Source organism: Pyrobaculum neutrophilum V24Sta (genome assembly GCF_000019805.1).
Lineage (GTDB): Archaea > Thermoproteota > Thermoprotei > Thermoproteales > Thermoproteaceae > Pyrobaculum > Pyrobaculum neutrophilum.
Window position 1 is genome coordinate 338555 of the sequence record NC_010525.1, and the last position, 12498, is coordinate 351052.

Below are 12498 nucleotides of genomic sequence, written 5' to 3' on the forward strand. Positions count from 1 at the left end.
ATTATTATCATAGTCGTATGAAATGGAAAATAATTTCCCTATTGGTGGTAATACTGGCGGCTATTGCCGCAGTATACCTCCTTTTGCCAAAGGGGCCGTCCCCCGCTCAGACGGCGCCTACGGCGGCTGTCTCGCCTACGGCTTCTCCCACAGCAGTCGCTACGCAACCGCCTGCTCAGACCCCGGCGGTCTCCCGGCAGATCGTCGTCGTTGATTTCCGAGGTAAGAGGATTGTTCTTCCTAAGCCTCCCGAGAGGATCGTGGTGCTCAACTCCTACTGGGCAGAGGTGTTGGTGGCGTTGGGGGCTGGGGATAAGATCGTCGGCATCGGGAGATACGTAGACGCCGACGAGTATCTGCCGCCGGAGGTGAGGAAGAAGCCGGTGGTTGGGGATCTATTCGGCGGGGTTAACGTGGAGGCGGTGGTGGCTCTCAAGCCTGACGTGGTGGTGACAGACTACGGCTATGGAAAAGCAGACGAGGTGATAAAGAGACTTGAGGAGGCGGGCGTCCCGGTCGTGGCGTTGTTTATGCGGGGGACTCCAGACGAGTTGAGGGCTGTGGAGGTGTTGGGCAACCTCACGGGGGCTGTGGATAAGGCGAGGGAGCTGGAGGCCTTTATGGCCAAGAGGTTTGAGGAGCTGAGGGCCGGGGCGGCGAAGATAAAGGAGAGGAAGAGGGCTGTGTTGATCTTCGGCAGTAGCATACTGGCCGGCGGCCCGCTGTCTTTAGCCGCCAACTCGTCCTTCGGCATGGCGTTGGTTGAGGCCGGCGCTGTAAACATGGCGTTGGAGCAGTTCCCAAACCAGGCCTGGCCTAAGATAGACATGGAAACGTTGATAAGGTGGGACCCCGACGTGGTTTTAATAGCGGCGTCTGCGGAAGACGCCGGGAGGATATTCGACAAGATCAGATCAGACGAGAGGTGGCGCGTCTTAAAGGCGTATAAAAACGGCGAGATATACCTAGTCCCCTGGGGGTCTAAGATAGGGGATATATTCAACTGGGGGCCCCGGGACGTAGTCGGCAGGGAGTACATCGCGGAGGTGCTCTATCCCGACGTCTACGCCTTTGACTGGCGGGGAGATCTAGAGCGCCTAGGAGATATGTACGGCGTGTCTATCCCGCCGCAGACCTACGCCGTGTACAACATAAACTGGAAGGAGGTGGTAGACCTGGCGGGGAACGTGGTTAAGATCCCCAGCAGGGTGGAGAGGTTTGCCACTTTTGTCGCATATCAACTCCCCATCGCCTTCAACGTCACCTCTAGGCTCGTCGCCGTGGGGAGAGACGCTGTCCAAGGCGTCTTCGCCCCTCTGATGAAGGCGGCTTTCCCCGCCGTGGTAAATCTGCCGACGCCTGGAGATCGCTTCAAGGTAAACGTCGAAGCTCTCGTCCAGCTGAAGCCGCAGGTGGTGTTTAACTGGGCGGTAAACCCCGACGACGTAAGAACAATGCAGAGGGCTAACCTAACCCTGGTACAGGTGGTGGTTAACAACTTCACAGACGCCGAGAGGCTCGTCTGGCTATACGGCGTGGTCTTCGACAGATTGCCCAGGGCTAGACAGATCGTCAACGACATGGAGGACATAGTGAAGTTTGTCGCCAACAGAACCGCGTCGGTGAGAGAAAAGGCGAGGGTCCTATACCTCTGGGTAGACCCGCTGACGGTGGCGGGAGGCGCCTCCCTCTTTAGCCAAAACATAGAGCTGGCGGGCGGGGTAAACGTAGCCGCGGCCGACTACCCCACCATGAACACCGTGAAGGTGGACCCCGAGCGGATACTTAAGTGGAACCCAGACGTGATAATCATCGCCTGGCAGGCGAGATACAACGAGTCTGCCGTCTTGAACAACCCGGTATACCGCGGGGTAAACGCCGTGAAAAACGGCAGAGTATACAAAAAACCCATCCTCTCAGAGATGACCCCGGACGCCGCCCTCTCGGTGTTGTGGACAGCCACAAAGCTCTACCCAGACCTCTTCAGAGACGTAAACTTCACCAAGGTAGCCGACTACTACTACAGGAGGTGGTACGGCGTATCCTACACACAGGTCTGGGGGTAACGGGTTCTTAACCCCCTTTTTCGCCTCCGCCGGAGTAGGCTGAAAATTTCGATCCAGCGTCCCAACTTATTTTAAACGTAAGATATAAATATGGGAAATTTGTCCCCTATTTATGCAGGAGATGATCCAGAAGTACCTGGCTTGGAACTCCCTGGAGGTGAACGAAAACGCGAATAGGTACCCAAGCCCAACCGGCTTTTTCTCCTACCTACTGGAGGAGCACATGCCCGTGGATCTACCCGCCAAGGTAGCCGAGGCGCACCAGGAGGGGCTTATCTACGTACACAAGCTCCCCTACTCGGCCTACCTGCCCTACTGCTCTGGCCACTCGATAAGTAGGCTGTTGAAGCAGGGGTTGGTCACGCCGATAATCGCCTCGCGGCCGGCGCGGCACCTCGACACCTTCGTAGACCACGTGGCCAACTTCCTCTCCACGGCGCAGCACTACTTCACGGGGGCCCAGGCCTTCTCAAGCGTTGAGTGGTACGCCGGGCCCTTCATCAGAAACGACAAGCTGGACTTCAAGGCGGTGAAGCAGAGCGTCCAGAGGCTAGTCTACAACCTAAACTACCCAAGCAGGGTGGGGTTCCAGACGCCCTTTACCAACTTCACAGTGACGATGAATGCGCCGAGGAAGATGTTGGACGGCGACCGCGCTGTGTACGACGGAAAAGAGGTCGAGCCGCTCGGCGTCTACGAGGAGGAGGCCAAGCTCTTCCTAAAAGCCCTAACCTCGGTTCTAAAGGAGGGAGACGCCGAGGGGAAGCCCTTCACCTTCCCCATACCTACGCTCATGACCACCGCCACCTGGCTCTGGGAAGACCCGGAGATCTTCGAGGCGGTCTTCACCACCGCCGCCAAGAGGGGGAGCTTCTACTGGCTTAACACAAGGGTTGTCGACCCGGACGGGTCCTTCGCCATGTGTTGCAGGATAAACATAGACAGGAACGAGCTCATGTACGCCAAAGGTGCACGCATCTCCCTCAAGAGAGATGTGAAGTTGGCGACTGAGGACCTCTGGAGCCGCATGGAGAAGCAGAGGTTCGGCGGCGTCTGGGCCCTCCCCGACGTCACGGGGTCGGTTGGCGTGATAGACGTCAACCTCCCCCGCATAGCCCTCGACGCCAGAGGAGACGACGGGAGGTTCTGGGAGCTCTACGGGGAGAGGCTGGAGCTTGTCAAGAGGGGATTGGACTGGCTCAGGGAGAGGTACGTCAAGCTCCTCAAGACGGAGATGTACAGCTTCGTCAGGAGGTACCTGCCCGAGTTCCCCACGTCGCATTTCAACACCATAGGCATAATAGGCCTCCCGGAGGCCGCCGCCATATACATGGGCAAGCCCGACCTTTGGACAGAGGGCTCCCACAGAGATTGGGCTGCCGCGGCCGACCTGATGAAGAAGATGGTGTCCTTCGCCGTAGAGAAAGCTAGGGAGTGGATGTCGGAGGAGGGAACGCCCTGGAACGTGGAGGAGGTGCCGGGGGAGAGCGCCGCCGCCAAGCTGGCGATTAAAGACGCCAGGAGGTACCCAGAGCTGGCGCAGTACCTCCCAGACCTCATATACAGCACCTCCGTAGCCCCTTACTACGCCCCCATGGAGCTGTGGGAGAGGGTGGAGGTGGAGGCCAAGGTGCAGAGGGAGTTCACCGGCGGCGTCATGATGCACATATTCCTAGGGGAGGAGCCGGACCCCGAGGCCTTGGCCAAGCTAGCCAGGAGGATAACAGAGACAGAGGTGGTCTACTGGAGCTTCACCCCAGCCCAGACCCACTGCCCCCGCTGCGGCAGAACCTACACCGGGCTCTACAAGAGGTGCCCCTCCTGCGGCTACGAGGGCGTGGAGGTGTGGAGCCGCATAATCGGCTACTACAGACCTCTCAAGAACTGGAACCCCTACAGGAGGAGGGAGTTCTGGCTCAGGAGGCATTACTAATGCTGGCCGCCGGTTGGAAGGGCATATCTACAGTTGACGTCCACGGCGCAGTGACCTTCACCCTCTGGCTCTGCGGGTGCAACCTAAGATGCCCCTTCTGCCACAACTGGAGGATAGCCGAGCGGCAGAACTGCGGCGAGCTAGACGTGGAGAGGCTCCTGGACGAGCTCGCCCGCGCCAAGCCCTACATAGACTATCTACACGTCACAGGCGGAGAGCCCCTGCTACAGGCGGAGGAGCTGAGACACCTCTTCAAAAGGGCTGGGGAAGCCGGCGTAGCCAGAAGCCTCAACACTAACGCCACCCTCACCAAAGCCCTAGAAAAAGTCATAGACGAGATAGACCACCTAGCCACAGACCTAAAAATACCGGACCGGATGTACGGCGTTCCACACTGGCAACAGCTGTGGCAGAACTTCCTCACCTCTCTAAAAACCGCCTCAAGTAGAAAAATCTCCATCGAGCTCAGAATCCCCGCCGCAAACCTCCCCCTAGAGACCTACGCAAAAAGGATAGAGGAGGTGAGCAACGCCCTAGCGGAGACCGAGGTCACGGTGGTGATACAGCCGCTCCTAGGCCCACCCACCACAGACCCAAGAGACCCCCAGTGGTGTAGACAACACTGCAACCCGCCCCCAAGCCACCTACAGCAACTAGCTAAACTGGCCGCCGCCCTGGGAAAAGTGGTGATAAAGAACTACGGCATCTTCACCAACTAAGCCTCAAATTTTAAAAAATTCTTGACCTCTATGGGTATCCGAACCGTAACAATCCTTATCTTCGTGATAATCTTCCTCATGGTGTCCATACTGTTCCACCTGCCAGTCTCGGTACGCTTCTCGGTAGGTAAGGCGCCGCCGGGGACTTGTAAATTTGTGTTCAACAACACGATGCTGAACTATACTATGTATGTGGAGTACTGGAACGGGAGCTTGATATATAGGGGACGCGGGTGGTATCTAGTAGCCACGGGGGCCAGGGACTTCGCCATGGGGGGACTGGAGCTGGAGTACAGCAACGGCACGAGGAGGTCTGTGGAGATAGCGGGAGTAGAAAAAGACGGAGCATTCCTGATGACCGGCTACCATCAACCACTCATTTACACGCTTGACGTTGCCTGCGACATCTATCTACAGTATCTCAGGGGGCAGCTACCCACACCTTACGAGGTGAAGAGGGAGGGCGGCAAGGTGGTGGTAGTTACCAGGTACTCCTCCAGCGGCTACGCAAGATACGAGTGGAGCGGAAACGTGCTGACACGCTTCATCTACGACGTAAAATACCCCAACGGGGTCAGGATCGTGGAGGAGCTAACTCTACACGAGCAGAAGCCATACGACGAGAAGCTCTACGAAGCGGTCCTACAGAAGCTGGGCAGGTAGCGCTCCAAGGTCGCCAGCCTCGGCGGTCCAGCCGCTGGGAGTTCTCCATGTTTCGAGGAGGCCGCGGCGTTCCCCTCTACTTCCTCCTTTCCGGGGGCACAGGTCTTGACTCGGGCACGCTGGGGCTGGGGGACCGCCTTCATCTTCTGTATCAAATCGCTTTATATGTGACATGGCCGTCTGCGGGGTGGGCTTACTTATTCGCTTAGTTGCCCGGCGGCGGATTCTGCCTCTGACACGGCATGTTCTATGGTTCTGAGCTCCTCTTCGCCTGGCTTCCAGTAGCCACTTCTGTAGGCCTCAAAGAGCTTCTCGGCAATGCCCCCAGCTAATCATAAACCTCGCGATCCACTTCCTAGCGCTGAACCTCTCCACGATATATGTGCCGGGGATTTCCAATATGAAGTAGCCTATGAACAAGATCCCAGCCGCAAGGCCCAAGTCTGCGTCGCTGAGGCCCAACGTCTCCCTCATGCCCAAGGCGGCGACGCTGAGGTTCACCCTGTCGATAAAAGCCCAGAGGTAGGCGATCCACACCACCGGGATTATACGCCTCCACTTCTTAGCAAGAACTGTACCTCGAAACCCCATACCTAGAAAAACTATTCTTCATATGAACTATTATCTAAATTATAATTGTATGAAATATGGAGATGTGCCCCTCCGCTTCGACGTTTGCCCCAACCTTTTTGCCGATCATAATCCGGAATTCGAGGCAGAGCCCGGCGCGGATTATTTAAGTAGTGGATGTGGGCATATTGTGGTTAGGGTTAAGCTTAGGTTTGCCGGGGGGCTCCAGGTGGTTTTTAGCGACAGGGAGAGGGCGTTGAGACAGGTGGAGGAGCTGGCGGAGAGGGGGACCCACAAGCCCGTGTTGATATACGGTCCGGAGGGCTGCGGAAAGACGGCGCTTTTGAGGCAGGCCTTCGAGATCTTGAAGGAGTGGGGCTACGGCGTGATCTACTACAGCCCTGCGGAGTGGGCCGGCGGGCGGCTACTGACCACCGAAGATCTGAGGGAGCTCGCCAGAGGCGTTGCCGAGGTGCTGAATTTACCCGCGGCGGTTTTAGACAAGCTACTGGAGCTCGCGGCGAGGGCGGTTAGGCTGGGGAGGGGGAGGGTGGCGGTGCTTCTCGACGACGTCTTTCAGGCGGTGGGCGTAGATAGGGCGGAGCACCTGGTGAAGGCGCTTCTGAACTTTATCGAGTATCCGCCGAGGGACTACGAGCGGGTTGTGGTGCTGGCGGCGTCAAGTGAGGGGACGACCCGCCGGAGGGTCGGCAGACACAGGTGGGCCGAGCTGAGAGTTATGTGGAACATGCCAAGGGCTGGATTTGGGGAGCTCCTCAGCCAGATACCTCCCCCCAAGCCCGATTTAGACACGGCGTGGAGGCTCACCGGCGGCAACCCAGACCTAGCCGGCGAGCTCGCGGCGGGGGGCTGGGACGTAGGCTGGGCCGTGGCGAAGATCGCGGCGGAGAGAAGGATACGGGAGCTGGCCGCCTCGCTTAGCCAGAGGCAACGCGCCGTTCTCCAAGAGGCCTTGGAGGACCCAGACGCCGTGGAGAAACACATGGCCGAGGAGGGGGCAGAGGCTCTGAAGCTCGTGGAGGCGCTGGTGGACCGAAACCTCATCATCGACTGGCTACCGGAGAGGGAGGGCCGCCTCTGGATAGACGAGCCGCCCCCCGAGAGGGACCCAGTCATCGGGGTGGGGAAGAGCTTCGCCTGGCAGACTCCCCTCCACAGAGAGGCCGTGAGAAAAGCCCTCACCCCTTGAGCTTGAGCAACCTACGCGGCGGTCAGAGCTAGCTGTGTGGTAACGAGCTTATGGCGCTGATTTGGGAGCGGGTCTTCGCTGTTATCGCCATGTGGCGACTTCTCAATGTAGATGGAGTGGGTGCATAGCGGGCGGGTGGGGTGGTGCGGTGTTGTGTAATTTATCACAAGTGGCCTGCCGCATAGAAAGCTTATAAATATGCGGCTTGGGAAACTGTATGAGGGGTTGGTGGTTTCTTGCGTGTGTTCTTGTGCTTGCGGCTTCTGCGGGTGCGCAACTGGTTGCCCCCAAGAACCCAAACATGGCCTATGTAGAGTATAGATTCTGGGTGGGCTCTGTGCCGTCTTATGTGGTGATGTGGAGCGCCGGCAATCAGAGCTACAATGTATACATTTTTACCGAGGATCAGTACCAGATCTGGCAGAGCAAGCCAGCTCAGGCAGCGTACTACGGGACGTTGCAACCTGGCGAGCTGAAGGCGGTGCCGTTGAACCAAACCGGCGGCTACCGGCTTGTAATAGAGGCCGGCAGAGGGCGCTCTCCCCAGGTGGGCTTTAGAGTTTTTGAAAAAGGCCTCACCACAGGCGTAGTTAGCTATCCCAGGGGGGAGGTGAGAACCCGGTGGGTCATGGGCTACTTCAACATCTCGGACATAAACACCAGGTCGGGAAGCTGGGCGGTGTTTCTAGGGCTACCAGTAGAGGTGCGGTTGGTAAACGGGACCGCAGTCCACTACTGGGCCGTGGTTTGGATAAGCAAAAGCGATTGGGAGGAGGGGGCAGAGGTCTACTACTACTCAAGCCGCGACAGCACTCCCTACTACGGGGGGTACGGCTACCAATACTTCCCCAGCGCCGACTACCAAGTCTACAGAAGTGAAGATGCGGATTTCGACAAGGTTGTATCTTTTAGATCTCCGAAGATGCCTCTCGCAGGTTATTTCGTCGGTGCAGTAGGCGTAGATAGGGGAGTGGTGTGGATAAACTTCACGATGGTCTTCATTAGAAGCGGGGGCTACATCCCGCCGACGGTGAAGAAATACAGCGTTAAGGTCTTTCCGCCGGCTCCGGCGCAGTCTGCCGACATAGTGGCAACCGCCAGATATCTGAGCAGGTCGGGCGGGCCGTTGTTAGTTGAGTTGGGCATAGGGGAGGTGGGGAAGTACTACGTCACCACCTTCTACTCCCTCAAGGCGGAGATGGCGCTTGTGTTTTGGGATGGAAGCGCTTGGCGGCCTTTCCCCGATCTCTACAGCTTTGGTGTTAACACGGGGGGCTGGCCTACGAACGTGGTGGTGAGCTACAGAGGCGGCTATGCCTATCTAAACGCGTCGGCGGGGTTGAAGCCCCAGAGGCTTGTCAATAGCCCGCCGCCGCCCCGTCTCTACCTCACCTACGTAGCCTACAGCAACCCACTCACCGGCTCCTCCTACGGCGTCTACATAACGGCGCCTGTCACCATAAGAGAAAACCAGACGCTCGTCAACGCATCAGACGGCAGATATGTACTCGCCGGCTACTTAGTAAATGGGAACTTCACCAGGGAGCCGCCGACGTTGAAGCCGAGCGATAGGTGGTTTACCACATACGTAGTAGAGCCTAAATACGTGCTGATATCTCCAACTCCGACGACAAGCCCGTCGCCCACCTCCACGGCTACATCTCCGCAGTGGCCTACCTCCACCCAGTCTACACAGCCGCCAACACAAACAAGCGTGGCAACAACTACCCAAGCCACTCCAACGTCGACGCCCCAACCCACGAGCCCCACGTCTAGCGTCTATCCACCACCCCCAACAAGCCAAATCTTTGACTCCATGCTGATTGTTTTTGCCATCATTGCTATACTTGTTATAGTTATTGTAGTTGTCATTATCGCGTGGCGGAGGAGGTCGGGTGGAGGAGGCGCGTCGGTCGTACTCGTCAAGACCGCTACTGTGGGCGGAGATCTAGGCAAGGGGTTGAAGGAGTTAAGAAGTGGTGTCCTTGAACTGATCTTTACCGCGCTCTTAGGAAGCGTTTTCATGTGGTTTGCCAGTATGTTGACGGGGGTGTTGGCAATCGTGTCAACATGGCGCGGGTTGTCGGCCCTCAAGGAGTATGTGGGAAGTATCACCCTGGGCAAGCTTGGGATCATCTTGTTAGCATCTACTTTTATGTTAGGTGGCGTCTCCACGGTGATGGCTATACCATACGTCATAGGGGGGCCCTTGTTCGGGGTTCAGATCTATAGAATTGGGAAATTCTTCAACAACAGTCTAATAAAGGTCGGGGGCATCCTTACAGCCATACCGCTTGCCATACTTGCGCTTATACCCGCCGCAGGTGTTATAGGACCTATCCTGATATACATAGGTCTCGGAAAAATACAGAAAAATTTAGGGCTTTCCAAATAAAGGAAAGGATCAAATTTATTTTCTAGATTCCAATATCTTGGACCATCCCAGGTATCGACGCTTTCGAGTCCCCCGTTTACGGTTATTTGCCTCATGAGAAGACCAAGAGGTTTCCCTCATAAGAGTACACCCCACATGCGGATTGATACAACTCCATTAATTAGTTGACTGGTCGTAGCTGTTAAAGTTTATATTGGTGGTCAAGTTCCTACATGGGGAAGTGGCTGTTGAGGATTCTCAAGGCTTGGGTCGCGTTTGGGGCGCTCCTCCTCATATTTATCGGCGTTCTGCTATTCCCCTTTACTCTCCTTCTGGGGGCCGTTAGCTTCGCCGCCGGCTGGTACATACTGCTATACGTCGTTTTCTCGGGGAGCGAGGGCTTTCGGCGGGGGTTCGCCATTGGGTGGAGATGCGGCGCGGGGGATAGGGAGGCTTGTGAAGAGTTTAAAAAGCTGTTTGAGTCGGCGAGGGGGAGGGGGGCTTAAACTCGGCGATTTTTCTCCCCACGACCGCATATGTCTTTAGACCTGCGCAGTCTGGGCAGTAGTGGCGGCCCCCCACGACGACCGCCCTTTCTGCTAGGGTTGCGACGCCGCATCTCTCGCAGAGGGTCCAGCTCGGCCTTGTTCTTTAGAGGGTCGAGGATGGGGTCTGGGGGCACCTCCTCTACCTTGAATATGGCGTCTGGAGCATCCAGCACCTCTTCCGAGGCCTCCTCCATCAGGCTCCGGATTGACGTTCCTCCTCCGTGAGCTGGGGTAGGCGGCTCCAGTAGTCCCGGTATCGGGGGTTCTCCATGGTTGGGGTGGAGAGGCGGCCGGCGAGCGAGATCCTGACGGCTTAACTGTCGACGAGGATAAGGGCAGATATGACCGCGTCTCTGAAGATAAGCTGTTGCCCGGCGCCGAGCCGTTGAGCTCCTGGACCCCGTCTGCGAAACGGGTGTTGTCGGCTAGAGCGATTATGTCGGCGCTGTCGGCTGGCAAGACGCCTTGCCTCTCCAGCGCCTCGCGCCTGTCTTCACGCCTAGTGCCAGCCCTACGCACATGTGGCCGTGTAGCTCCGCCGCCTTGTTTAAAAGCCCCAAGAGGTCTCTCCTCTGGAGGAGCTCCCATCTGTTTCCGAAACCTCATACGTTAACGCAGGACACGTATTATTAAGAGTTGCCGCTGGGGCATTGCTTTTAAGGCTGTGGCAACCATCGGCCATGTCCTCGGGGGAGGCGGTTGTGCCGCCTAGTCTCAAGTGGAAGACTGTGGACTTCTCCCTCTATTTCAAGCTCTATGGGGAGAGCGTGAGAGATGTCTTCCGCTTCTGGATGGGGGAGGCGGGGCGGCTTGTGTGGAGGCGGCCGCCGTCTAAGGCGTATGAGGGGGGAGTGTGGTTTCCAGATGGGGAGCTCTCTCCCTACGAGAACGTGGTTGGGAGGCATAGGGGGTCTTGGGTGTGGGATAAGGTGGCGCTGGTGTGGGAGAGCGAGGAGGGGGAGGTGAGGGCGTATACATACGGCGATTTGGATCGGCTTGTGGGGGAGATGGCGGGCGTGCTGAGGGGGCTTGGGGTGGGGAGGGGGGACTGGGTGGTTTTCTACGCCCCGCCTACGCCGGAGGTTGTGGCTTTGATGCTCGCGGCGGTCAGGATTGGGGCGCCCTTTGAGCCGGTCTTCACCGGCTGGGGGTGGTACGCCCTGGCTAGGAGGGTCGCCAGCAGGCGGCCGAAGGCTGTTGTGACGGTGGACGCCTTCCCCAGGCGGGGGAGGCCTGTGAGGGTGAAGGAGGCGGTGGATAAGGCCGTCCCCGAGGAGGTGAGGGTTCTGGTGGTGCCTAGGATGGGCGTGGGGGTGGCTAGGCGCCGCAACGACGTCTTACTAGAGGAGGTGGAGCGGGCGCCGTGGGAGGAGGCGGTTGTCCCCAGCGGCCACCCGCTCTTCGGCCTCCACGCCGGCTACCCCGAGGGGCCGAGGCCGCTTACCCACCGGGCGGGGGGCTATCTGACGCAGACCTACGCCACCACCAGGTGGCTGGGGGTTAGGCCGAGGGACACCTACTTCTGTACGGTCCTCCCGGGGTGGATCACGGGCGTAACCTACGTCCTCTTCGGCCCGCTGATGGTGGGCTCGTCTGTGGTGGTGTACGAGGGGGGGCCGGACTACCCCCACTGGGATAGGTGGTGGTCTATCATAGAGAGGTACGCCGTGACGGTGTTCGTCACCACGGCCGGCGCCCTCCGGTACCTCTCCAGGCAGGACCCGGAACTATTGAAGCGGCACAACCTGGACACCCTCCGCCTGATTATAACCACCGCGGAGCCCATGGAGGTGGAGATCTGGCGGTGGACGTACCAATACGTGGGTACTGGGACGGCGCCCACAGTCGACTCTCTGCCGGAGAAGCTCAGCGGGAGGATCCCCGTGATACACAGCTTTATACAGACGGAGTTCGGCACCTTCGTGACGGGGCCTCTGCCGGACTACGTCTTCACGCCGCTGAAGCCCGGCTCCGCCGGCCCGCCCATGCCTGGCTTCGCCCTAGACGTGGTGGACGAGCTGGGCAACCCCGTGAGGGGGAGGCCGGGCAGGCTCGTGGCGAAGGCCCCCTGGCCGGCCACGCCGGCGGAGCTGGAGTTCTCCGGCGTATACGACACGGGCGATCTGGCGGTAATGGACGGCGATCTCTACATATTCCCGATGGGGAGGAGAGACGGAGTGCTTAAGGTAAACGGCTACAGGATAAGCCCCGGGGAGATCAAGGAGGCTCTGTGGAGGGCGCTGGGCGCCGAGGCGGAGGTGGGGAAGGTGAGGGACCCCCTGAAGTTCGAGGCCCCGGTGGTGAAGGTCAAGGGGGGCCACAGAGCAGAGGACGTCAGAAGGCTTGTGCGGGAGATGGTGGGCCCCATAGCGGAGCCCGCAGAGGTGGTGGCGGAATAGCTTATATCTGTATGTG

General features: G+C 58.4%; 9 protein-coding genes. 8 read left to right on the top strand and 1 reads right to left on the bottom strand.

From position 1 onward, the window contains the following. The first annotated feature begins 17 nt into the window (after positions 1 to 17). The 4 genes from TNEU_RS01880 (at position 18) to TNEU_RS01895 (ending at position 5381) form a co-directional block, all read left to right on the top strand. On the top strand, positions 18 to 2066 hold the full coding sequence (locus TNEU_RS01880; protein WP_012349746.1) for an ABC transporter substrate-binding protein: 2049 nt from the start codon (positions 18 to 20) through the stop codon (positions 2064 to 2066). A 112-nt stretch (positions 2067 to 2178) separates the two neighbouring features. Beyond that, positions 2179 to 3999 (top strand): anaerobic ribonucleoside triphosphate reductase, encoded by a 1821-nt coding sequence (locus TNEU_RS01885; protein ID WP_012349747.1) that lies wholly within the window; start codon positions 2179 to 2181, stop codon positions 3997 to 3999. Then, positions 3999 to 4718: an anaerobic ribonucleoside-triphosphate reductase activating protein gene (locus TNEU_RS01890; RefSeq protein WP_012349748.1), complete on the top strand. Its 720-nt coding sequence runs from the start codon at positions 3999 to 4001 to the stop codon at positions 4716 to 4718. The genes TNEU_RS01885 and TNEU_RS01890 overlap by 1 nt, the downstream gene beginning before the upstream one ends. Before the next feature lie 30 nt (positions 4719 to 4748). Then, entirely contained in the window at positions 4749 to 5381 is a 633-nt protein-coding gene (locus TNEU_RS01895) for a hypothetical protein (protein WP_012349749.1), read from the top strand. A gap of 300 nt (positions 5382 to 5681) precedes the next feature. Here the strand turns inward: TNEU_RS01895 and TNEU_RS01900 are convergent, their stop codons facing one another. Further along, entirely contained in the window at positions 5682 to 5972 is a 291-nt protein-coding gene (locus TNEU_RS01900) for an MFS transporter (protein ID WP_148682274.1), read from the bottom strand. A gap of 169 nt (positions 5973 to 6141) precedes the next feature. Here TNEU_RS01900 and TNEU_RS01905 point away from each other — a divergent pair, with 169 nt between their 5' ends. From TNEU_RS01905 to TNEU_RS01920, 4 genes are all read left to right on the top strand, one after another. Further along, positions 6142 to 7161, top strand: coding sequence for an ATP-binding protein (locus TNEU_RS01905; RefSeq protein WP_012349750.1), 1020 nt, complete (start codon positions 6142 to 6144; stop codon positions 7159 to 7161). Positions 7162 to 7378: 217 nt separating this feature from the next. Further along, entirely contained in the window at positions 7379 to 9556 is a 2178-nt protein-coding gene (locus tag TNEU_RS01910; RefSeq protein WP_012349751.1) for a thermopsin family protease, read from the top strand. A 212-nt stretch (positions 9557 to 9768) separates the two neighbouring features. Further along, positions 9769 to 10041 carry a hypothetical protein gene (locus tag TNEU_RS01915; RefSeq protein ID WP_012349752.1) on the top strand — a complete coding sequence of 91 codons (273 nt, stop codon included), beginning with the start codon at positions 9769 to 9771 and terminating at the stop codon, positions 10039 to 10041. A gap of 722 nt (positions 10042 to 10763) precedes the next feature. After that, the gene (locus TNEU_RS01920; protein WP_012349753.1) at positions 10764 to 12482 is read left to right on the top strand and encodes an AMP-binding protein; all 1719 of its coding nucleotides are present in this window, start codon (positions 10764 to 10766) and stop codon (positions 12480 to 12482) included. Positions 12483 to 12498 lie beyond the last annotated feature (16 nt).